The 23,852-nt window shown below is 38.5% G+C and carries 20 protein-coding genes; 13 read left to right on the top strand and 7 right to left on the bottom strand.

Annotated features, from left to right (window positions below):
* Positions 1–46 precede the first annotated feature (46 nt).
* The gene (locus tag BUA72_RS10490; RefSeq protein ID WP_034726484.1) at positions 47–1,273 is read left to right on the top strand and encodes an aminotransferase class I/II-fold pyridoxal phosphate-dependent enzyme; all 1,227 of its coding nucleotides are present in this window, start codon (positions 47–49) and stop codon (positions 1,271–1,273) included.
* 250 nt (positions 1,274–1,523) lie between these two features.
* Here the strand turns inward: BUA72_RS10490 and BUA72_RS10485 are convergent, their stop codons facing one another.
* Positions 1,524–2,528, bottom strand: coding sequence for a glycosyltransferase family 2 protein (locus BUA72_RS10485; protein WP_072922874.1), 1,005 nt, complete (start codon positions 2,526–2,528; stop codon positions 1,524–1,526).
* Between the two features lie 189 nt (positions 2,529–2,717).
* On the opposite strand from BUA72_RS10485, the gene BUA72_RS10480 reads away from it, so the two are divergent.
* Together BUA72_RS10480 and BUA72_RS10475 are read left to right on the top strand one after the other, a co-directional pair.
* Complete coding sequence (locus BUA72_RS10480; RefSeq protein WP_072922873.1) at positions 2,718–3,731, top strand: SDR family NAD(P)-dependent oxidoreductase; 1,014 nt, start codon at positions 2,718–2,720, stop codon at positions 3,729–3,731.
* Positions 3,732–3,770: 39 nt separating this feature from the next.
* The gene (locus BUA72_RS10475; protein WP_072922872.1) at positions 3,771–4,577 is read left to right on the top strand and encodes a helix-turn-helix domain-containing protein; all 807 of its coding nucleotides are present in this window, start codon (positions 3,771–3,773) and stop codon (positions 4,575–4,577) included.
* Between the two features lie 141 nt (positions 4,578–4,718).
* Here BUA72_RS10475 and BUA72_RS10470 read toward each other — a convergent pair whose 3' ends face one another.
* Positions 4,719–5,678, bottom strand: a complete 960-nt coding sequence (locus BUA72_RS10470) for an endo-beta-N-acetylglucosaminidase H (protein ID WP_083544177.1) — start codon at positions 5,676–5,678, stop codon at positions 4,719–4,721.
* A 433-nt stretch (positions 5,679–6,111) separates the two neighbouring features.
* Between BUA72_RS10470 and BUA72_RS10465 the strand changes: the two genes are divergently transcribed.
* Positions 6,112–7,035 (top strand): hypothetical protein, encoded by a 924-nt coding sequence (locus BUA72_RS10465; RefSeq protein WP_072922871.1) that lies wholly within the window; start codon positions 6,112–6,114, stop codon positions 7,033–7,035.
* 284 nt (positions 7,036–7,319) lie between these two features.
* Here the strand turns inward: BUA72_RS10465 and BUA72_RS10460 are convergent, their stop codons facing one another.
* Both BUA72_RS10460 and BUA72_RS10455 read right to left on the bottom strand, forming a co-directional pair.
* On the bottom strand, positions 7,320–7,727 hold the full coding sequence (locus tag BUA72_RS10460; protein ID WP_072922870.1) for a branched-chain amino acid ABC transporter substrate-binding protein: 408 nt from the start codon (positions 7,725–7,727) through the stop codon (positions 7,320–7,322).
* 201 nt (positions 7,728–7,928) lie between these two features.
* Positions 7,929–9,092 (bottom strand): THUMP domain-containing class I SAM-dependent RNA methyltransferase, encoded by a 1,164-nt coding sequence (locus BUA72_RS10455; RefSeq protein WP_034726495.1) that lies wholly within the window; start codon positions 9,090–9,092, stop codon positions 7,929–7,931.
* A gap of 135 nt (positions 9,093–9,227) precedes the next feature.
* On the opposite strand from BUA72_RS10455, the gene BUA72_RS10450 reads away from it, so the two are divergent.
* Entirely contained in the window at positions 9,228–9,956 is a 729-nt protein-coding gene (locus tag BUA72_RS10450) for a class I SAM-dependent DNA methyltransferase (RefSeq protein ID WP_034726496.1), read from the top strand.
* Positions 9,953–10,672 (top strand): ZIP family metal transporter, encoded by a 720-nt coding sequence (locus tag BUA72_RS10445; protein ID WP_228407861.1) that lies wholly within the window; start codon positions 9,953–9,955, stop codon positions 10,670–10,672. The genes BUA72_RS10450 and BUA72_RS10445 overlap by 4 nt, the downstream gene beginning before the upstream one ends.
* A gap of 85 nt (positions 10,673–10,757) precedes the next feature.
* Here the strand turns inward: BUA72_RS10445 and BUA72_RS10440 are convergent, their stop codons facing one another.
* Positions 10,758–12,161, bottom strand: a complete 1,404-nt coding sequence (locus BUA72_RS10440) for an OmpP1/FadL family transporter (RefSeq protein ID WP_072922869.1) — start codon at positions 12,159–12,161, stop codon at positions 10,758–10,760.
* Positions 12,162–12,190: 29 nt separating this feature from the next.
* Positions 12,191–13,327, bottom strand: coding sequence for a prolyl-tRNA synthetase (locus tag BUA72_RS24455; RefSeq protein ID WP_072922868.1), 1,137 nt, complete (start codon positions 13,325–13,327; stop codon positions 12,191–12,193).
* A gap of 144 nt (positions 13,328–13,471) precedes the next feature.
* Between BUA72_RS24455 and proS the strand changes: the two genes are divergently transcribed.
* From proS to BUA72_RS10405, 6 genes are all read left to right on the top strand, one after another.
* The gene (gene proS / locus BUA72_RS10430) at positions 13,472–14,947 is read left to right on the top strand and encodes a proline--tRNA ligase (protein ID WP_072922867.1); all 1,476 of its coding nucleotides are present in this window, start codon (positions 13,472–13,474) and stop codon (positions 14,945–14,947) included.
* A gap of 118 nt (positions 14,948–15,065) precedes the next feature.
* Positions 15,066–16,364: an OmpA family protein gene (locus BUA72_RS10425; protein WP_047448661.1), complete on the top strand. Its 1,299-nt coding sequence runs from the start codon at positions 15,066–15,068 to the stop codon at positions 16,362–16,364.
* Between the two features lie 114 nt (positions 16,365–16,478).
* On the top strand, positions 16,479–17,810 hold the full coding sequence (locus BUA72_RS10420) for an Nramp family divalent metal transporter (protein ID WP_072922866.1): 1,332 nt from the start codon (positions 16,479–16,481) through the stop codon (positions 17,808–17,810).
* Between the two features lie 414 nt (positions 17,811–18,224).
* The gene (locus BUA72_RS10415; protein ID WP_047448665.1) at positions 18,225–18,761 is read left to right on the top strand and encodes a nucleotide exchange factor GrpE; all 537 of its coding nucleotides are present in this window, start codon (positions 18,225–18,227) and stop codon (positions 18,759–18,761) included.
* 81 nt (positions 18,762–18,842) lie between these two features.
* On the top strand, positions 18,843–19,964 hold the full coding sequence (gene dnaJ, locus BUA72_RS10410) for a molecular chaperone DnaJ (protein WP_034726513.1): 1,122 nt from the start codon (positions 18,843–18,845) through the stop codon (positions 19,962–19,964).
* Positions 19,965–20,123: 159 nt separating this feature from the next.
* Positions 20,124–21,134, top strand: a complete 1,011-nt coding sequence (locus tag BUA72_RS10405) for a hypothetical protein (protein ID WP_072922865.1) — start codon at positions 20,124–20,126, stop codon at positions 21,132–21,134.
* A 69-nt stretch (positions 21,135–21,203) separates the two neighbouring features.
* Here the strand turns inward: BUA72_RS10405 and BUA72_RS10400 are convergent, their stop codons facing one another.
* A complete protein-coding gene (locus tag BUA72_RS10400; RefSeq protein ID WP_034726515.1) occupies positions 21,204–22,103 on the bottom strand; it encodes a DUF808 domain-containing protein in 900 nt (299 codons plus the stop codon).
* A gap of 163 nt (positions 22,104–22,266) precedes the next feature.
* Here BUA72_RS10400 and BUA72_RS10395 point away from each other — a divergent pair, with 163 nt between their 5' ends.
* Positions 22,267–23,655 (top strand): serine hydrolase, encoded by a 1,389-nt coding sequence (locus BUA72_RS10395; protein WP_139259585.1) that lies wholly within the window; start codon positions 22,267–22,269, stop codon positions 23,653–23,655.
* The last annotated feature ends 197 nt before the right edge of the window (positions 23,656–23,852 follow it).

Raw genomic sequence — 23,852 nt, 5'->3', positions numbered from 1 at the left:
ATGAAAACAGAGCATATTTAACCCCGACAAATAAAATCTAAAGCTTATGGAAAATTTTAATGCAGCCAATGAGATCCAGGATCTGCAATATTTTGGCGAATTCGGAGGCGTAAATCCATCGATTTCTGACAGCTCTACCTATACCTTCCTCTCTGCAAAAACCATGTTTGATACTTTTGAAGGCAATGCTGAAGGATGTTATTTATATTCCAGACATTCATCCCCGATGAATCTGTATCTTGCTCAGGCATTGGCTAAAATGGAAAATACAGAAGCTGCCAACGTTACCGCATCCGGAATGGGAGCAATTACTTCTGTTTTAATGCAGGTATGTAAAAGCGGTGACCATATTATTTCCAGCAGAACCATTTACGGTGGAACGTATGCTTTTCTTAAAAATTTCCTACCTCCATTTCATATCGACACTACTTTTGTAGACATCAGTAATTTTGAGTCTATAGAAAATGCCATAACTCCCAATACGAAAGTCATCTACTGCGAAAGTGTAAGCAACCCGCTTCTTGAAGTGGCAGACCTTAGAAAGCTTTCGGAGATCTGTAAAAAACACAACCTTAAACTGATTGTAGATAATACCTTCTCCCCTCTTTCTGTTTCACCTACATTGTTAGGTGCTGATATCGTTATTCACAGTTTAACCAAATTTATCAACGGAAGCAGTGATACGGTAGGCGGTGTCTACTGCGGAACACAGGAATTCATCAATGATACGAAAAACGTAAACAATGGAGCCTGTATGCTTCTGGGACCTACCATGGACAGCTTCAGATCTGCAAGTATCCTGAAAAACCTGAGAACGCTTCATATCAGAATGAAGCAGCACAGTCACAACGCAATGTATCTTGCGGAAAGGTTTGAAAAAGACGGACTGAAAGTATCTTATCCGGGACTGAAATCCCATAAAGATCATGAGCTGATGAAATCTATGATGTACGAAGAATATGGATTTGGAGGACTTCTTACGCTAGATGCCGGAACTACTGACAAAGCGAATGAGCTGATGGAAATGATGCAGGCGGAAAACCTGGGCTATCTTGCGGTGAGTTTAGGATTCTACAAAACTTTATTTTCCTGCTCGGGAAGTTCTACTTCATCGGAGATTCCGGAAGAAGAACGTGAAGCAATGGGCATCTCAGACGGACTGATCAGGTTCTCTATCGGACTGGATCATGATATCGCCAGAACTTATGAAAAAATGCGGGAATGCATGCTAAAAACAGGCGTTCTCAACCATGAAACTATATTTATATCCTAATTTATTGTTATAAAAGCTGTCGGAGTTTCTGGCAGCTTTTATTTTTTTTATTAAAGCATGTTTAAATTTATATTCTTGGATATATACAAAATTCAGGAATTCAGCAATTTTTTTTATTTTTTTAACGCTCCAAATTCCTAGGCCGATATGACAGCCCGCAATACAGAAAATATTTTTTTATTTAAATATAATCGGACATGCATTTATCCAGTTGCTTAATTTAATAAATCTTTGCATGAAAAAAGATGATCTATTTGATATGGAAATGTTTCGGGAAAGCGTCTTCGGGTTTCATTCTGAAAACATTCAGGAGCACCCATGATTTCAGGAATCCATAGCCGTAGGAAAACATCTGAATATAGGTAGAAATCACCGCCATTCCGGCAATGCTTATATTTTTCGTCACTACCATCGCATGGAATAATACCAGGAAAGTATACAATCCGTAAAAGGCCAGGATAATCCCTCTGCCTAAAACAAAATATTCTATAAAACCGAAAATATACCCTAACATAAACAGGGTAGGAAATGCAAAAGAGATTTTGACATAATTGGGATGCCTCTGATTCAGAATGGGTCTGGCACACCCAAACTGATATACCTGTTTTGAAAATTTACCCAGATCTACCCTTCTCTTGTGAAACACAGCGATATCATCGAAAAATGCGGTCGTAAAACCTTTTTCCCAAAGGGTCATGGACAGATCCGGATCTTCCCCGATTCTCATCTCGGAAAAACCGCCTACTTTCTCAAAAACTGATTTATTCACGCCCATATTGAAACTTCTCGGCTGAAATCTGGAAACTGCTTTTTTACTTCCTCTGATTCCTCCTGTTGTAAAAACTGAGGTCATCGAATAAGAAATGGCTTTCTGCATCAGATTAAAACCTTTGTGGGCTTTATCCGCTCCTCCGAACGCATCGCATGGAATGGTTTCAATATCTTTTTTAATATTTTCGATATATTCTTTTTCTACGATCACGTCGCTGTCTACAAAAAGCAACCAGTCATTCTGAGCTCTCTTCGCCCCATAGTTTCTGCTGAGTCCGGGGCCGGAATTGTCTTTTCTGAAATATTTGATGTTCAGTATTTCATCAAAATTTTGAATGGTTGGCTTAAGATCAATAAGAGAACCGTCGTCTACAATAATCACTTCAAACTCTTTATCTGTCTGAAAAGTCAAAGAATTCAGCAGTTCAAAAAGTTCGTCTTTTCGGTTGAAAATAGCAACGACAATGGAAATAGTAGGTCTCAAATTGAAAATTTTTCAAAATTACTTATTCGCTGAGGAATCTACAAACAGTTTAACAGCTTATTCAAAGAAATTAACTTTTAAAGTTTGAAAAATAGCTTTGAAATTCTCAACACAGTAATTTGACATTTTAAACAAAATCATCATAATAGATACACTATACATTTGCTGTAGAACTTTAAACAATAAAAAATGATACAGAATATCAATCCATTACAACAGCCTGTTCATTCAGGGTTTAATGCAGCATCAACAGCACAGGAAATTATCAATGGAATTGACCTTACCGGAAAAACAGTCATCATTACGGGAGGTTACGCAGGAATTGGTCTTGAAACGACGAAAGTATTGGTATCCGCCGGAGCAACAGTGATTATTCCGGCAAGAGATATTGAAAAAGCGGGTAAAAACCTTATGGGTATTGACCATATAGAACTTGAAAAAATGGATCTGATGGATCCGGATTCTATCAATGCATTCAGCGAAAAATTCTTGGCATCGGGAAGAAAACTTGATCTTCTGATCAATAATGCAGGCATTATGTGGGTTCCGCTTCGAAGAGATGACAGAGGTTTTGAATCTCAGTTAACCACAAATTATCTTGGACAATTCCATTTGACCGCAAGACTTTGGCCAGCACTGAAAAAAGCAGGAAACGCCCGTGTCCTAAGTGTTTCTTCTTATGGACATCAGATGGCTCCGTTTGATTTTGAAGATCCGAATTTTGTAAACAGAGAATACCAGACTCTTGCAGGTTATGGCCAATCGAAAACGGCATGTAATTTATTTTCCGTCGCATTGGATGAAAAGGGAAAGAAATTCAATATTAGAGCGTATTCATTACATCCGGGTTCTGTGTATGGAACCGATTTGGGGAGAGAAGAACCTATTGATCTTTATATCCAGATGGGAACGCATGACAAGGATGGAAAAATAAAACCTGAAGTGGAAGCCAAATTAAAAACAATTCCGCAAGGTGCCGCTACAACCGTTTGGTGCGCAACAAGTCCTGATCTTCAGAATATCGGCGGAGTGTATTGTGAAAACTGTGATATCGCTGAAATCGATCTCGGGCAGATAGAACACCGGTATGATGAGCCGACAACCATCCGTGGCGTGCAACCGTATTCCATTGACCGAGAAAATGCAGAGAGATTATGGAAATTGAGTGAAGAAATGCTTGGTTTTACTTTCGATGGAGAATAATCACTTTTTAAATACATTTGTACTTATAAACTAAAAACGATGGATTTCCAGATACAGTACATCACCCCGGACATCAAGCTTTCAACCTACGACGATAAGCTCTTCAAAACGGAAACGGTTTTTGAATACCACATGCTGGTCTGGTTTATTTCCGGCGAAACCAAAATTATCCAGGCTGATAAAACCTATCTGTTCAAAGCTGGAGATATTTTTCTGATTCCCAGAAACCATCTCGCGACCATCATCAATTATCCTAAAGACGGACTTCCACACAAAGCTGTAGTTATGCATCTTACCACAGAAAAGCTGAAACATTTTTATGCGTCCGTTGAATTAAAGCACAAAACAACAGGCCATGATGCTAAAATTTATAGCTTTCAAAGTCATCCTTTGTTAAAAAGCTGTCTTGCTTCTCTGATCCCTTATTTTGAAGTGGAGGGAACTTTCCCGGAGCATATTGCTTCGTTTAAAATTACTGAAGCCATCAGCATCCTCAGAGAAATTGATCCGGAAGTAGATGATATTCTGGCCGATTTTGAAGAACCTGGAAAAGTAGATCTGATCGGTTTTATGGAAAAAAATTACATGTTCAATATGCCTCTGGAAAGATTCGGGTATCTTACGGGAAGAAGTCTTTCTACTTTCAACAGGGATTTCAGGAAAGTTTTTCAGACTACGCCTCAACGGTGGCTTACTCAAAAACGGCTGGAACTGGCCTATTATCATTTAAAAGAAAAGCATAAAAGACCTTCGGATGTATTCATGGAAGTCGGTTTTGAGGATCTTTCGCATTTCTCCTATGCCTTCAAAAAACAATATGGACTTGTACCATCTGCTTTAAACTGATTCAACGAAGCAAGCAGTTAATATCGCTAAAAAATAAAAAGGACAAATATTATTGAAATATTTGTCCTTTACATTAAGCTGTAAATAATATATTTTGTATTAATATCTACTTTTAAGCACTACCTGTCTCAGCTGATCATCTTAATATACGGTATTCTGCCCATACAGTACATTCGTAGCTTTAGAGAAGTAGGATGCTATATTGGCAGATCCCAAATCATAATACAGGAAAACACCATATCCATCATTTTTTGTTCTCTGCGCATAATTCGTAACCGTAGACGTGTTTGTAAAAGTAGAAGTTGCAGGGTTCACATTCACTGCCGCAGCCCCCTTATGAGCACTATCAAGACCTGGAATATTAGGCGCGGAATAGGTGCTGTAATATGGATTCCATGCGAAATCTACCTTAGATCCTACAGTAACTCCATTATAAGAAAGATTGTCTGCGGAAGGGCCAATATTATAAAATGAAATAATTTTATCCGGAAGCAATTCTCTGAGAGCAGTCACCAAATAGACAAATGAAGACTGATTAGGCTGAGGAGTTCCATTGGCTCCATAATTGGCATATTCATCGTCGAAATCGATACCATCTAAACCATAAGTATTCACAGCATTCGCTAATTCCTGGGCAAAAGCCTTCGCTGCAGCCTGATTTGGAAAATTAGCAAATCCTGCACCCTGATGGTTTCCAAGAATAGATAACATGACTTTAATTCCTTTATCCTGTAAAGGTTTTATGTACATATTTTTATTACTAAGCACATTGGTAACCTGGTCATTAAAATGCAGATATGCTTTTTGGGTGGAAGTATTATAATTGATATTAGCAGCAAAAATAATAGCAACATCAAAAAGCTGTCTCCCGTCTGCCAGCTTATATTTACCTACTTCCCTGATATCATTATTATTGACTTCAACGTACATAATTGACAATGGCTTTTTCCCGAAAGCAGCCACTTTAGACGCTGTACTCCCTTTTGCTGACACAGATTCATTTGAAATGACCGGATCATCTGAACGTTCTGAATTACATGAAATAATCATGAAAATACTGATACAAATCATCAGTAAAGACACTAAGCTTATCTTCTTCATATTGTTAATATTTTATTGTTTTATACGAATGTAGAGAAGACACAACCAAGCATTCAATAATAAATCGTCAAAATATGTTATTATTTTATCATTAAAAACAACAAACGTTAAACATTTGAAATAGATTAAGAAAATTCTATGAATAAATAAAAATTACATAAATTTTAAATATAAAGTGTCATTCATGGATGTGTTAATTTTCAGCAAACATATAAAAAATTGATCCTGTAGAATTTATGGACCTGAATCTTCCGCTTTAAACTGATCTAATTAAAAACGTATTCTATACATGTAATTAGTTCTCATATAAAAGAATAATTATAAATAAAACACACAAGTAAAGATATATCATTGAATATATTTAGGTATTTTTGATTAAAATCCAATCATTAAACATTCATTTAAAGATTTTTTTAATTCAAAATCACAATCTATGAAAGCAAATTTAGCAGCCATTTCGTTACTTATGGGTATCTTCTCGAGCGCACAGGTTGGAGTAGGAACAAATAACCCGGCCGGAGCTTTCCACGTGGATGGAAACAAAGATAATGCAGCCTCACCTACTGCTGCCCAGACTGACAACGACTTCATTATCACTTCTACAGGGTCAGCAGCTTTGGGAACCACAACGGTGGATGCATCGGCCAAATTTCAAATCAATGCGACCAATAAAGGAATGCTTATTCCACGTGTCACTTTGACAGCTCCCAATGACGGAACCACTATTCCATCTCCCGCGAAGGGACTTATCGTTTACAACACGAATGTCACGACCAATATGGAAGAAGGTTTTTATACCAATTACGGAACTCCTGCCCTTCCGCAATGGATCACGTATCAACAGCGTGACAAAACAGCCTGGAAACTTGACAATGTTTTTGATGTAACAGCCACGGCACCTATAGATCAGCTTGTGACAGCTACTACTGCCGTGAATAATATCAATTTAGGTTTGAGTGTGACGATTACCATTCCCGCATTTACCCAGGCAAAACTTGTCACTACTTACAGCGTTCCAATGGGAACTACCGCGATAGCAACCAATTTCGGAGGCTATTATGGAGTCCGTTTTTTAAAGAACGGAGCTGAGCTTCCGGCAGGTTCCAGAAAATATACGGTTCCGGCGGTTTCTTCAGGTGCCAGTTCAAGAATGGCTTCTGTGAATGCTACAGTAGGAGATACAGTTGTCAACAATACGGCTTCGCCAGTGAATGTCACTTATGCTCTGAACGGTTACGTGGAACCTACTGCGGATACCGCAACGATCAGATTCAATATGTGGTCTACGGTAGATCCCAACTTCAACTGGGGACGTGGGTATATGTCTATACAGATGTTTACGAAAACGACATTGTAATTATAATAGAAAAAAAATACAAATTAAAATTAAGCTCCTTACTAGGAGCTTTTTTGTGTAATACAAATCTGAATGATCTGCGGAATCTGCGGAAATTTTTTAACGCAAAGTTCTATTATGATGATGAAGATTTTAAGTTGGCTAAGAGAGAATCAACTTTGTTGATTCTATGAAGCGGATGTGTGTAAGGGTAAATTGTATACATTTTCACATAAAAAATCTGTGCAATCTGCGGAATCTGTGGGAAAATATTTCACGCAAAACGATCATTATTAATTCTGTCTTTAAATAAACACTCCTGATTTGAAATAAACACAAAGTACGAGAGCAATAAAGAACAAGATCACCGAGCCACTGAAAAGTAATAATTTAAAAAAGTTTTTAAAATAATAAAGCTCCATTAGATTCAAAAGAAAAAACAGGATCCCTGAAATAGCAGCTCCTATAAGTGAGGCCACTATTAAAGTCTGCGTATAATTTTCTGCCGGTAACGGATCCTTAAACACAAAAAAAAGTAAAACTCCAGCCACCGCTATTAAGCCTGCACTTACTTTTTCGGTGACATACTTCGACTTTTTCTTTTTTGAAGTCTTATCAGTAAAATTCAGTCTCGCAGAAGATGAAGAACTACCGGATAACAGATCCACTCCATTCAATACATCTCCTAAAGCTTCAAAAATATCCCACGCCATATTTAAAATTTGAGTTGAAGCAAAAATAAAAAATCTTTTTAAAAAACACCTGATTATTTTAAAAAAGGAAGCTGGAAGAAGGAGGATGGAAGTTACTATTGGGTTTCAGTTTTTCTGTAAGTCCTTAAATAACTTCGACATTCTAATAGTGTTTAAATTAAAAAAACCTTCCGGCTAAGGAAGGTTCTATGTAAAATTTGATTATTCTTTTTCTAATTTATGAAGTTTTTTCGTTCCCTCATACATTTCATACTGCAGGAATCTGGTTTCCAGTTTTCCGTTGAAAAGTTTGATTTTTCGTGAAGGACGAAGACCAATTTTCTTCACAGCCTCCAGATCAGAGGAGATCAGCCAGGCTAATGTGTTCGGGTAGCTTGTTTTGAATGTATCTCCTATTTTTTTGTAGAAATCATCATCATTAATAGAGATTCTCTCGTCATAAGGTGGATTGAAAACCATCAGTAATGGGAAAAGTTCTTTTTTGGATTCAAAGAAATCCTGTGTTTTCACCTGGATTACATCTTCCATTTCGGCTGCTTCAATATTGGTTCTGGCTGCATTCAGCATTCTTCCATCAATATCATAGCCTACGATCTTCCCGGTAAATTCTCTCACTCTGTTGACTCTGACTTCTTTTATTTTTGCAAAAAGATCAGCATCATAATTAGCCCAGTTCTGGAAAGCAAATCTTCTTCTAAAGATCTGTGCAGGAAGATCCATGGCAATCATTGCTGCTTCCACAAGAAGAGTTCCTGAACCACACATTGGATCCAAAAAGTTTCCTTTTCCGTCCCAACCTGCCAGCTGAAGCATTCCGCTTGCCAAAACTTCATTAATAGGCGCTTCACCCTGCTCTTTTCTGTAACCTCTTTTAAATAAAGGATCTCCTGAAGAATCCAGAGAAATCGTTACCAGTTCTCTGTCAATATGCAGGTGGAACTTGATATCAGGACTTCTTGTCTCTACATCAGGGCGTCTGTTGAATTTTTCCTGGAAATAATCCACGATCGCATCCTTCATTTTCAACGTCACGAACTGTGAATGTTTAAATGTTTCAGAGTTCACGGTAGAATCAATCGCGAAAGACTGGTCTATACGCATATAATCTTCCCATGCGATAGCAGAGAGTTTACTGTAAAACTGATGTTGATTAAATGCTTTAAATTCAAAAACGGGAATTAATATTTTTAACGCTGTTCTTGCAGAGTAGTTAATTTTATAAAGAAAGCCGAGGTCACCTTCACAATTGACCGCACGGTTTTTAATTTCTACGTTTTTCCCGCCTAATTTTTTGATCTCTTCAGCAAGGATCTGCTCCAGTCCGAAGAATGTCTTTATCTGAATCTTTAGATTTTCTGTGTCCATAAATTATAATTAAAAGATTTAATGATTTAATAATTAAAAGATTAGCGGTTCAATTTTGCGCTTAATTGAATCTTTCGATCTTTCAATATTTAAATACTTTGCTTTTAACCGCACAAATTTAGTTATTTTTGCATTATGGAATGGTTTGAATCTTGGTTTGATACACCTTATTATCATCTTCTTTATAGTAACAGAGACTATACGGAAGCCGAAAATTTCATTACAAAACTCACTGAAGACCTTCAGTTACCGCCTTCATCCAAGATTATTGATCTGGCCTGCGGAAAAGGTAGACACTCTGTTTTTTTGAATAAATTAGGATATGACGTACTGGGATTAGACCTTTCCAGACAAAGTATCGAATTCGATAAACAGTTTGAAACCCAGACGCTTTTGTTCAATGTTCATGATATGCGAAACCCTATTGATGCGGATCCGATGGATGCGGTCTTCAATTTATTTACTAGTTTCGGGTACTTTGATAACGAAAGTGACGACAAAAAAGTGTTCCAGTCGGTTTATAATGTTTTAAAACCCGGAGGATATTTTGTCTTGGATTATCTAAACGAAGAGTACGTGAGAACAAAAATAGTTCCTGAGACTATAATAACGCGTGGTGATATTGATTTTAAGATCCTGAAAAAGATCGAGGGAAGACATATTATAAAGGACATCCGTTTTGAAGCGGACGGAAAACCTTTTCACTTCTTTGAAAAAGTAAAACTTCATACTTTGGAAGCCATTAATTCATATGCTACAGACTGCGGTTTTGAAAGAGTTAAGATCTGGGGCGATTATCAGCTGAATGAATTTGACCGTGAGGTTTCTACACGCTGTATCAATTTATTTAAGAAAAAAGCATGATAACCGTCGTTTTACTGATCTTAAGCGTCATTACGGGCGTTTTTCTCGGCAAGCATTTCGGAAAAAAAGAAAAGCTGGCTAAAAATCTGTTGGTCCTGAGTGCAGGATTTCTGATCACCATCTGTCTCAATGAGGTTTTTCCACAAGTCTATACTTCTAAAATCGGAAGCAGCCTGGGAATTTTCGTAATCGCCGGAGTTTTGCTTCAGATGATCCTTGAAGCTTTAACGAAAGGTTTCGAGCACGGACATTTTCATCATCACAGTGATAATAACATTCTTCCGATGGCCCTGATGGTTGGGTTGTTCATCCATGCTTTTATTGAGGGAATTCCTTTGGCCAATGAAAAACAACAGCTATCACCTTATCTTTTGGGAATTGTATTTCATAATCTTCCGATCTCATTTATTCTCGGAGCTTTTCTGTTTAACCGGAAAAATGAGTCCAAAAGTTCACCGTATCCTTCTATTCTGATCGTTGCCCTGTTTGCCCTTGCCTCTCCGATGGGAATGCTGCTTGGAAATTATTTCAATCCTGATCTTCAGCCTTATTTTCTGGCTATAGTAGGTGGAATCTTCCTGCATATCTCCTCTGTGATTATTTTTGAGAGCAATAAGAATCATAATATCGACTGGATAAAGATTGGCCTTGTGATCCTGGGCGTTTCTTTAGCCCTGATCATGCATCTTTTCCACTCTCATCCTGTTGCACATTAATCTTTATTTAATTTAAACGAAATAAAAAACTCCGGATCTTACGATCCGGAGCCTTCAATTTAATCACTCACTACACGATCTGGAATTAGAATTTCCAGCCTAATGTAATAAAGAAGTTGTTTCTGTTATTTTTCACATCTGAAACAGCAAAGTAGTCAGATGACATGATTCTTGTTGGAGAATAATAAGCAGTATCTGTATCAGGATTTCCTGTTTCAATACCTCTTAAGTAAGGATTGCTGTATTTAGACGTTATGTACTGATAAGATGCGTCTATATAAAATGCTTTGAAATCATATCCAATACCGAACGAAGCAAGATTTCTGCTGTTAAGCATCATATTGCTGTACGAGTTGTTAGAGGTAGAAGCGTCAGGATTTACCTGGCTTACCGTTAAAGCATCAAAAGGATTGGATACGTAAGAGTAACCTCCTCTCACTCTGAACTGTTTCAGTCTGTATTCTGCTCCGATTCTCACTTCTGAAACATTCTTATAATTATCCTTGAAGAAACTGTTCAGTTCAGATTCAATACCAGTAACTACTGTGTATTTAGGTCTTGTCAGTCCCAATGTATAATCTACATTTAATGAGAAGTTTTTGCTGGCAACAAATGCAGCACTTACGGTCGCTTTAAGCGGTGTGGTAAGATCTCGGGATTCACTTCCTGTCGCATCTCCATAGTTGGGATCGTTATAAAAATTATAATCTCTGTCTATTCGCCAGAAAGTAGGTGTTTCTATAGCACCCCCAATTCTGAAATTAGGACTCAGCTTTCCAATTACCCCAACAGTGGCAGAAAAACCGGAAGATCTTTCAAACATAGGTGTATTTTGTCTGTCGAAATACTCCATAGATCCGTCAGCCAGAGATTTAAAGGCTGCTGTATCATACTGGTCAATAGAGGCATTGAAAAAATTCAATGAAGCTCCTAAATAGACATTATGATTATAGTTCGCCCCAACCCCAAAACTGGTCTTGGAAAGGTTTCCATATCTGTTGTAAGCATGACCTGCTAAAGATGAACTTTTATCGGTAAAATCTTTGATGACATTATCACTTCCCGGAGATTCTACATAGTTATCCAATGACTGATTGGAATAATTGATCCCGATGTTGATAAACTTCCATCCTGTTTCACTCATCAGCGGAAAAGTAATCACAGCACCTACGTTTCCAAGATCTGTATTCGTTTTGCTATAGTCAATCGTGGATCCCGCCCATGTACTTTTATTTTTATTTCCCGCGATGGCCAATGTTCCGGAAACTTCTCCTGAAATGGCAACTCCCAAACCAGCAGGGTTCGTAAGCATGGAATTGGCATCACCTCCTAATGCTCCGTTAGCTCCAGCCATTGCATTGAATTTTGAAGAACCTACCATCGGAGTACTGGAATAAACATCTACAGTATTTCTCAATATAGAAACATCCTGAGCCTGCGCATAAAATGCAGCAGCAACACTCATTAATACTAAAGATTTTTTTAACATTATTTATTTAATAGTTATTAAGTTTGAAATTATCTTCCACCTCTGAAGCCGCCGCCTCCGCCTCCGCCAGATGATCTGAAGCCACCGCCTCCACCACCTGAAGAACCGCCGCCTCTAAAACCACCACCGGAAGAACCTCCGCTTGATCTGAAACCGCCACCATCATTGGATCTGAATCCTCCGTTGTTGTTATTGTTATAGCTTGGTTGTGTATTATAATTAGGTCTTGGTTGAGAATTTGAATTACGGAATCCTCCGGACTGTTGTCCTCCTCGGTAACCACCATTCATGTTTCCTTGTCTGAATCCTCCGTTATTAGTAGAGTTGCTGTTTCTAAAACCACCGTTTGAACTGTTTCTGAAACCTCCGTTTGTACTTCCGTTTCTGAAGCCGCCATTGGATGAATTATTCATTCCATTATTGTTGCTGTTTCTGAAACCTCCGTTATAACTATTGTTTCTGTAAATATTATTGGTCAAACCAGGGTTACTGAATCCGCCACCGCCACTTCTTCTGTAGATGGGTCTGTAGCCATTCCCCCAGTAGCCGCCGTTCCAGCCCCAATATGGGTTACCGTAACCGCCACCCCAGAATGGGTCATAATATCCGCCCCAATAAGGAGAATATCCGTATCCCCAGTAAGGACTGCCCCAGCCCATAGAGCCTCCCCAGCCCCAGCCGAAGGATCCGCCCCATCCAAATGAGCTACCCCATCCGAACGAGCCTCCCCAGCCCCAGCCACGGTTCATGCCCCAATAAGGGCTATAACCACCATACCATCCCCAAGGTGAACCCCAGGAATTGTCGTAATAGTTGGTCTGAGATCCGGCAAAAGCACCCCAGTCTGAGTCTGTAGCATTGGTATTCCAGTTGTTATCACTCCAAGTATCATATCTGTTGTCCTGTTCTCTGGAATTGGTCTGTGCATTCTGGATCACATTAGAGTCCTGGTAATAATCATAGTTTTCCCCCACTCTGTTTCCGCCGTTATTGATGATCACCCCTTCAGGCAGCGTATCTTTATTGGGGTCGTAGTACACCCCATCCGTCTCTGTATATCCGCCCATCTGAGCGCCACAGGACACAAGCAGCAATCCACCCGATATCGCTAAAATCCCTTTGGACTTTAACAGACCGAGCAAATTTTTATGTATATTTCTTTTCATGATAACGTAAAGATTTTTAATTTAAATTATATTTGCAATCTGTACCAAAAATGTACCAAAACACTGGTAAATAAATCTATCAAAAATAGATTTTTATTTTTAGATAACAATAATGTACAAAAGTTAAAAAAATTTTAAAAAATAATGGCAAAATTAACCTCAAGAAGCGAAGATTACAGCAAATGGTATAATGAGTTGGTGGTAAAAGCTGACTTAGCTGAAAACTCTGGAGTGCGAGGATGCATGGTGATCAAACCATACGGCTATGCAATCTGGGAAAAAATGCGTGATGAAATGGACAAAAGATTCAAAGAAACAGGTCACGTTAATGCTTATTTCCCGCTTTTTGTGCCCAAGAGCCTGTTTGAGGCAGAAGAAAAAAATGCAGAAGGTTTTGCTAAAGAATGTGCAGTAGTTACCCATTATAGATTAAAAACAGATCCGGACAATCCGCACAAACTGATTGTAGATCCGGATGCTAAACTGGAAGAAGAGCTTATCGTGCGTCCTACTTCTGAAGCAATTATCTGGAATACATATAAAAACTGGATTCAGTCTTACAGAGACCTTCCTATATTGATCAACCAGTGGGCAAACGTTGTTCGTTGGGAAATGAGAACCCGTCTTTTCTTAAGAACCGCAGAATTCTTATGGCAGGAAGGCCACACGGCACACGCTACCAAAGATGAAGCGGTGGAAGAAGCTGAAAAAATGAATGACGTGTATGCAGATTTTGCAGAGAAATTCATGGCGATGCCGGTTGTTAAAGGATTAAAGACACCTTCTGAAAGATTTGCGGGAGCTGACGAAACCTATTGTATCGAAGCATTGATGCAGGACGGAAAAGCACTTCAGGCAGGAACTTCTCACTTCTTAGGTCAGAATTTCGCGAAAGCATTCGACGTAAAATTCACCAATAAAGAAGGTAAGATTGAACATGCATGGGCAACCTCATGGGGAACTTCCACACGTTTGATGGGAGCATTAATCATGACACATTCCGACGATTTCGGACTGGTACTTCCTCCTACCCTAGCTCCAATTCAGGTAGTGATCGTTCCTATCTTTAAAGGAGACGAGCAATTGGCTCAGATCAGCGAAGTGGCACTGGATATCGTGGCGAAATTAAAAGCAAAAGGCATCTCTGTAAAATTTGATGACGATACGCATAACAAACCAGGATGGAAATTTGCAGAATATGAACTGAAAGGAGTTCCTGTAAGAATCGCAATGGGACCAAGAGATCTTGAAAATAAATCTGTTGAAATCGCAAGAAGAGATAATTTAACAAAAGAAGTTCGCTCTATTGAGGGAGTGGATGTATATATTGAAGAATTATTGCAGACTATTCAGAAAGACCTTTACGAAAAAGCGTTCAACTTCAGAAAAGATAACATCACAAGAGTGGATACTTACGAAGAATTCAAGAAGGTTCTTGAAGAAAAAGGTGGGTTCATCTACGCACATTGGGATGGAACTGCTGAAGAAGAAGAGCAGATCAAGGATGAAACGAAGGCTACCATCAGATGTATTCCTATGGATGATGATGTAGAAGAAGGTATTTCTATGGTGAGCGGAAAGCCGTCTAATAGACGTGTATTATTCGCAAAAGCTTATTAAAAAACCTTGCTGATTTTCAAAAACCTGGTGGGAAATTAAATAAATATTCAAAAAAAAGTGACTTTTGGACAGATTTTTGTTTAAATTTATTCAACATTAATCTAAAAAATAATTTATTATGTCTTTAAATGTCATTGATTTAATTAAAGGACAATTAGGTCCCGCTTTGGTTTCACAAGCAGCTTCACAGTTTGGAGAAAGTGAATCCGGTATTTCAAAAGCAATTGGAGGTATACTTCCTGCGGTTGTAGGAGGACTGGCAAATAATTCTGATAACCCGGGAGTTTTGGATGCAATAACCAATGCCTCGTCGAGCGGAATTTTAGGAAATTTAATAGGTGGTGCATCCAGCAGCCCTGTTATTTCTACATTGCTGACTTCTATTTTTGGAGACAAAATCAGTGGAATTGTGAATGCTATTGCTACCTATGCAGGAATCAGCAATAACTCTTCCAGTTCACTGCTTAATTTGGTAACAGGAGCTACGGTAGGGTCTATCGGAAAATATGCTGCTGATAATAATTTAGACAAATCAGGTATTTCAAACCTGTTGGGTGAGCAGAAAGGAATTGTTTCTTCACTTCTTCCCGCAGGACTTTCTCTGGCATCTCTGAATTTAGGAAGCTGGTTTGGCGGAGGTTCTACAACTTCTCATGCAGAAGCAGCTCCAAAACCGGAAGAGCCTAAAATAGAAGTTACAAGAAGTACTACAGCTGCAGGAACCAATCCTGACAGAAATAATAATGAAGGCGGAGGTTCAATCTGGAAATGGTTGCTTCCGCTTTTACTTTTAATTGCCGCTGGTTATTTCCTTTGGAAACAATGTGAAAAGAAACAGACGACAACGACCACTACAACCACTGATTCTACAGCTGCCAAAACAGATACAGCAGCTACCACCACTCCGGCAGATACTTCTGCTACCACTACACCAGCGGCTAAGACAGATGAAAACATCGATCTTAACGGAGTTATGCTGAAAGGTTACAAAGGAGGTATGGAAGATCAGATGATTACTTTCCTGAAATCCGGTAACTATAAAAATGCAGCTGATGATGCCGCATTAAAAGATAAGTGGTATGATTTTGACCATGTAAACTTCAAAATTGGAAGTGCTACTGAACTAGAAGCTGGTTCTCAGGGTCAGCTTGACAACCTGGTTGCTATTTTAAAAGCATTCCCGGATGCAAAAATCAAAATCGGAGGATATACTGATAAGACAGGAAATGAAGCAAGCAATGTAAAATTGTCTAAATCAAGAGCTGAATTTATCAAAGGTGCTTTAGCTAAAGCTGGCGTTGGAGCTCAGGTTTTAGAAGCTGAAGGTTACGGAAGTAAATATGCTAAAGTAGACGCTAAAGCTTCTGATGCAGAAAGAGCTGCAGACAGAAAAATGGCTGTGAGATTTGCAAAATAGATCTTTAGAATCTTTAAAAATAGGATCCCGAAAATTAGTTTTCGGGATTTTTTTTGTCACCGACTTTCGTATTTACATTTATTTAAGTAAATTTGTTAGTCATTTCTAACATTTATGAATTTCAATTTAAATAACGCCTGGCGTAAAGATAAAACTTCCCACTCATTACCAGAGGTATACTCCTCCATAAAAGTTCCCAGAAAAGGTTCTTTCTGGAGAAAATATCTAGCATTTGCAGGTCCGGGACTGATGATTGCCGTAGGCTATATGGATCCGGGAAACTGGGCTACCGACATTGCGGGAGGAGCTCAATTCGGGTACACCCTGCTTTCGGTAATTCTTATCTCAAATATTTTTGCAATGGTTTTGCAGCACCTGTCTGTAAAATTGGGTGTTGTTGCCGAAAGGGATCTCGCACAAGCCTGTCGCGACCACTTCAACCCTACCACAAATTTTATCCTGTGGGTATTCTGTGAAATAGCCATCGCCGCCTGTGATCTCGCGGAGGTGATAGGTTCTGCCATCGCTCTAAACCTCTTATTCCATATTCCGCTGACCTGGGGAATTGTCATCACAACGGTAGACGTTCTGATTATTCTCTTGCTTCAGGCTAAAGGTTTCCGATGGATAGAAAGCATTGTAGGCGGACTTATCTTTATTATTCTGGCCTGTTTTATCTATGAAATTGTGATTTCACAGCCTGCTTTTAATGAAATTCTTGGAGGACTGGTTCCTAAAAAAGAGATTATTCAAAACCCGGCAATGCTCTATATCGCCATCGGAATTTTGGGAGCTACCGTTATGCCTCATAACTTGTATCTGCACAGCAGTATTGTTCAGACGAGAGATTATGAGCGTAACAAAGAAGGGAAAAAAGAAGCCATCAAGTTCGCCACCTTAGACAGTACCGTTTCTCTGATGCTGGCTTTCTTTATCAACGCTGCGATTCTTATCCTGGCTGCTGCTACTTTTCATACCACCGGAAATAAACACGTAGCGGATATTCACGATGCCTACAAAATGTTGACTCCAATTTTAGGGGCTTCCATGGCAAGTATTGCCTTTGCGATTGCTTTGCTGGCATCGGGACAAAACTCAACGCTTACGGGAACACTTGCAGGGCAGATCGTCATGGAAGGTTTTTTAAACATCCGTTTAAAACCATGGTTAAGAAGACTAATCACCAGGCTTATTGCTGTGATTCCTGCTTTAATAGTTGCTATCATTTATGGAGAACAGGGAACCACAGATTTGTTGGTTTTAAGTCAGGTAATTTTATCCATGCAGCTTAGTTTTGCGGTAGTTCCTCTGGTCATGTTCACCAATGACAAAGCCAAAATGGGAGAATTCGTGAATAAACCTATTTTAAAAATAAGTGTCTGGGTTATTTCTGTAGTGATTATTGTATTAAACCTGTACTTACTGTATCAGACATTTGCCGGATAAAAAAGTGAATCGTGAACAGTAAAGTGAATTCTAAATTGTAAATCGTGGATTTTCTAAACGCAACAAATTCACCATTGACTTGCGCAGCAAAATTGACCTTTCACAACGATAAAGTGAATTCTTAATTGTAAATCGTGAATTTTCCAAACACAACAAATTCACCATTCACTTGCGAAGCAAAATTGACCTTTCACAACGATAAAGTGAATTCTTAATTGTAAATCGTGAATTTTCCAAACACAACAAATTCACCATTCACTTGCGAAGCAAAATTGACTTTTCACATTCCCCTCCTTCTTTCCCAGCAAAATTGACCATTCACAGCCAATTTCTGTTTTCATTTTCTGCCTTAATGTCCATATTTTCTATTTGGCAGGTTCTTTGTCAAACAATTATTTAAATAAATATTGAATTATGGAAAATCAGGATATTAACGAAGAAAGCATCAATAATCAGGAAGAAAACAATGTTCAGAACGAAGTGGCAGCTGAGGAAAATGTGACAGCGACACCTTCTGCAGAGGAACTTTTGGCAGGAGAAAAAGACCGTTACATCAGATTGTACGCTGAATTCGAAAATTATAAAAAAAGAACGGCAAAAGAGAAGATGGAATTCTTCCAGTATGCCAATCAGGATATGATGATTTCTATGCTGGGTATTCTGGATGATTTCGAAAGAGCTTTAAAGGAAATTGCTAAAAATGGAAATTCATCTGACCTTCAGGGTGTAGAACTGATCTATCAGAAATTTAAGAACAGACTTACTGAAAAAGGCTTAAAACCTATGGAAGTAAGAGCAGGTGATACATTCAATGTAGACTTCCACGAGGCGATTACTCAGATTCCTGCACCATCGGAAGATCTAAAAGGCAAAATCGTAGACGTTATTGAAACAGGATATACTTTAAGTGATAAAGTGATCCGTTTTGCAAAAGTAGTAACAGGAAACTAAAAATATCAATGATAAATGATGACTGATTAATGATGTATTATTGCACCACTAATCACTCATCAATAATCAATTATAAGCATTATGTCAAAAAGAGATTATTACGAAGTTCTTGAGATCAGTAAATCTGCATCGGCCGAAGAGATAAAGAAATCATACCGAAAAATGGCCATCAAATTTCACCCGGACAAAAATCCAGGTGATAAAGAGGCTGAGGAAAAATTTAAGGAAGCTGCAGAGGCGTATGAAGTACTGAGCGACGACCAGAAACGTGCAAGATACGACCAGTTCGGTCATGCCGGAATGGGCGGAAACGGTGGCTTCGGAGGCGGAGGCTTCGGCGGCGGAATGAACATGGAAGATATTTTCAGCCAGTTTGGAGATATTTTCGGAGGCGGAGGCTTCGGTGGTTTTGGCGGCGGTGGCGGAGGACGTCAGCAGGTGAAAGGTTCTAATTTAAGAATCAGAATCAAGCTGAACCTTGAAGAAATGGTGAACGGAACGCAAAAAACCATCAAAGTAAAAAAAATGAAGATGGCGGAAGGTGCCACTTCAAAAATCTGTCCTACCTGTAACGGTTCCGGTGTTCAGCTAAAGGTTATGAATACAATGTTCGGACAGATGCAGACACAGACTACGTGTGGAACCTGTCAGGGAATCGGTAAAGTAGCCGATAAAATTCCAGCGGGTGCCAATGCACAGGGACTGATCAAAGATGAAGAGGAAATCTCAATCAATATTCCGGCGGGTGCAAGAGACGGCATCCAGCTGAATGTAAGAGGAAAAGGAAATGATGCGCCATTCGGAGGAATTCCGGGTGATTTATTGGTAATCATTGAGGAGGAAGTAGATAAGACAATCAAGAGAGAAGGTGACAATCTTCATCAGGAATTATATATTTCATTTGCTGAAGCCGCTTTAGGAACCAAGAAAGAGGTGCCAACGGTAGGTGGTAAAGTTAAAATTACCATTGATCCGGGGACACAGTCCGGAAAGATCCTTAGACTGGCCGGGAAAGGCCTTCCAAGCATCGATAGCTATGGAAAAGGTGATATGTTCATCCACATCAATGTATGGACCCCGCAAAAACTGACAAAGGATCAGAAAGATTTCTTTGAAAAACAGATGTCAAGCGGAGAAATGGTTGCAGAACCTTCCGGGAAGGAAAAAACTTTCTTCGATAAAGTGAAAGACTTATTCAACTAAGATATATTATAAGGCCTTATGGCAGTTGTAGTCGGAGGATTTTTCTTCCGACTTTTTTGTTTTAAGGGGTTTGATTTTATCTTCATCAATAACCGGAATTACGAACTCTTTCTTTATAGTAATATTTTGTATATTGGCTTTTCACACAATCCAACACATATGAAGAAAATATACTTTTTTCTGGTACTTCTTATTTTCCAAGCCAAAACATTGGGACAGAGCACTCCGAATGAAGAATTTCAAAAGACAGTGACCCATTGGTTTTCCGCATGGATATTGGTTTATCAGAATATTTATAAAATTGACTCCATAACGCCTGTAGAATTTATATTCTTTGATGAAAACTATGTGTATTCAACTTCTACAGTTACTATAAATAAGGGGGAAAATATTAATGGACCCAGCCTTTTAAATTTAAAATTAACCTGGAAAAAGGCCCTTCACCATGGCAAAATTACTTTACCCAACAAAGATTCTATTCCGGTAGGTATCACCTCTTATGCTTCCGAGATTCCCGGTACAGCAAATCATTCTTTTTTCGTGATGCCTCTTCCCAGTTTCTGGAAAAAAGCAGGCGTAGAAAGCAAGGAACTCGGATTGGACAATTTAATTACCGGGGTATTTCTTCATGAATTTTCCCATTCGCAGCAAATGCTGAATTTTGGAATAAAAATTACCCGATATGAAAAGGAACATAATTTTGGAGTCAATACCAATGATGATATGCTTCAGAATATTTTCAGCCAGAATAAAGAATATGTTAACCTGTTTAATGCTGAAGTAAGTACCTTCTATAATAGTATTTCCAATAAAGAACTTGATCAGGAAGAGCTGTTAAAAGGCCTGAACCTGATGGATAAAAGACAAAAAAAATATTTAACAGGGAAATACAAGACTCTGGCAGCAATGGATGATCTGTTTCTTACCATGGAAGGTCTCGGGCAATATTCAATGTATCAATGGCTTATTCATCCTGAAGGAGGTAAAACAGATCTGGAAACAGTCATAAAGGGAGTCAGGAGAAATGGAAGATGGTGGTCACAGGAAGAAGGTCTGGCCCTTTTTCTAATTCTGGAGCGGCAACAGGCATCAGAATTCTGGGTCAAAAATATGTTTGGAACAAAGTCGGTAACCATCATTGAATTAATCAGGTCAAATCTGAAAAAATAATATAAAAAAGCCTGCATTCATATCTGAGTGCAGGCTTTTTTGAATATTTAAATTTAATTCTTTTATTTTTTATTTCTTCTTGACCAAAGAAACAGCCCCTTTTCCTATCGTAAAAAGTGCAACCGCAAACAGACCTCCTATAAGTCCCAGAATAATTTCTTTAAGAATAGTAAGCAACTCATTAGAAGACCATGAAGGTAAAACATGGTGAAGAAATTCTATTCTGTGTGCAAAAATACCACCAGCTACCATAATCAAAGCAATGGTACCTATTACTCCTAAAGCCTTAATAACAACCGGTAAAGCATTTACCAAAAAGTGTCCAAGCTTTCCAAAGAAGCCCTTATCATTACTCTTTTTGATTAATTTGAATCCTGCATCATCCATTCTTACAATCAAAGCAACAATTCCGTACACGCCTACCGTAGCGATAAAAGCAACCAGACTTGTTACCAAAATCTGGGTAATGAAGGGATGACTTTCTTCCAAAACGGTTCCCAAAGCAATGATGACAATCTCAACAGATAAAATAAAATCTGTGGTAATGGCCGATTTTACCTTTGCTTTTTCTATTTCTTCATCACTCTTTTCATCTTCTACAATTTCTTCTACCACTTCGTGACCTTTTTTATCCCGGTGAAAAAGAAATTCTATGATCTTTTCAACGCCTTCAAACGCCAGATATAATCCTCCCAGAATCAGCACATAGTTTATGGCCGGAGCATAGAGCCAGTTGAGAAGGAATACCACAGGAAGAATGATCAGTTTATTGATAAAGGAGCCTTTTGTAATCGCCCACAAAACCGGGATTTCCCGTGAAGAAAGAAAACCTGTAGCTTTCTCAGCATTCACAGCCAGGTCATCGCCCAGAATACCTGCTGTTCTCTGTGTTGCTATTTTACTTGTAACAGCTACATCATCCATCAGCGCGGCAATATCATCTAAAATTGCAAAAAAACCAGATGCCATATTATTTTAATATTTTTTTAATATATGTTAAGTGAAGCAAAAATAATTATTAAAATCTATTTTTATTTGTTTCTGGATATTAATTTTAAATATTTTCTGCGGACGGACCGTTGATGTGAACAAAAGTCTGCTTACTTTTAACCGTTTTTTAAAACCGGATACCATGCGCCATCAATCTTATATTTTCGTTTTAGGATGTATGATTTTTATGTTCAGTACATTCTCTTCTCCACTTAAAGCTCAGACTAAGCCCAATGTAAGCAATATCAGCCAGGAACGGAAGAAGGAAATAGACAGCATTATACAGGCGTTTGCAGCTGTTAATAAGTTCAACGGAACGGCATTGGTACATTATCAGAATAAAACCATTTTCGAAAAGTCGTACGGTTGGCAAAATGCAGAAAAAAAGATCCCCAATCAGGATAAAAGTGTCTATCAGATCGCTTCTCTGACTAAATCTTTCACTGCTTTAACGATTGTAAAGCTCAGCGAAGAAGGAAAACTTTCATTCAAAGACCCGATCTCCAAATTCATTCCTGATTATCCAAGAGGCAAAGAAATAACCATTGAGCATCTCCTTACTCATTCCTCAGGAATTTACGAAGCGCTGCGAAATAAGGAATACTTCCGCCTGCTTCACACCGGAGAGACCATTACCCAAAGCAAAGAACTTTCTTTTTTCAAAAATGAGCCGCTGGATTTTGAACCCGGCACGCAGTTCTCATATACCAATTCCGGATATATTTTATTGGGTATAATCATTGAAAAAGTAACGGGACTTTCTTATGAAGATGCTGTAAGAAAAATTATCTTAAATCCTCTGAAGATGACGCATACCGGCTTTGATTACTTGGCTTTGAAGAGCCCGTACAAAACGGTTCCCTATTCCTATATTTCAAAAACGAAGCAGGACAAAACAGAAATATGGAATCCCACATTAACCGGCCCTGCAGGACAGATTTACAGTACTGCTGAAGACCTTTACAAGTATTATAAAGGCTTAAGGGATTATACAATTGTTTCCAAAGAGTCATTTAAAAAAGCGACCACACCTTATCTGAGCGGATACGCCTATGGTTGGTTTGTTGATGATCTTTATGGAAAAAAACTCATCAATCACGGTGGAAATATAGAAGGTTCTACAAGCTATTTTGCGATGCTTCCCGATGAGGATCTCTGCATTATACTGCTCAATAATATCACGAGTAAAAAACTTGAGAAAGCAGGAAATACTATTTTAGCAGCTATCTTAAGACAGCCATACACGCTTCCGCAACCTAAAAAAGAAGTCACTTTAAGTACCGATTTATTCAAAAAGTATGTAGGTAATTATGCCCTATCAGATGATCATATTGTTCATATTCTGAATGAAAACGGGCAGCTTTTTATTCAAAACGATAATGATCCCAAGGTAAGAATGCTGGCCGAAAAAAAGGACGTATTTTTCCTACAGGATGATGATATGGAAATATCTTTCACTTTCAAAAAGGGTGAAAAAGATGTTATTATGATTAAAAAAGGGCTTTCTTCTAAAACGGCGGAAAAGCTTTAAGCAAAAAAGGTGAATGGTGAATTTTGCTTCGCAAGTGAATGGTGAATTTTAGGTTATGAGAGCCAAGAAACGTCCGTTCGACGAAGTCAATCAAGATACAAGAACCAAGATTTCAGATTTCAGACAGCAGATGATTAACTCCATAACTAAGAACTAGCAACCAGCAACTGACAACATTCACCAAACCCAATTTACAC

Origin of the sequence: Chryseobacterium sp. OV279 (genome assembly GCF_900128945.1) — a bacterium.
Classification (GTDB): Bacteria; Bacteroidota; Bacteroidia; order Flavobacteriales; family Weeksellaceae; genus Chryseobacterium.
The sequence above is the reverse complement of the archived record's forward strand: the minus strand, read 5'-3'. Positions and strand labels throughout refer to the sequence as shown.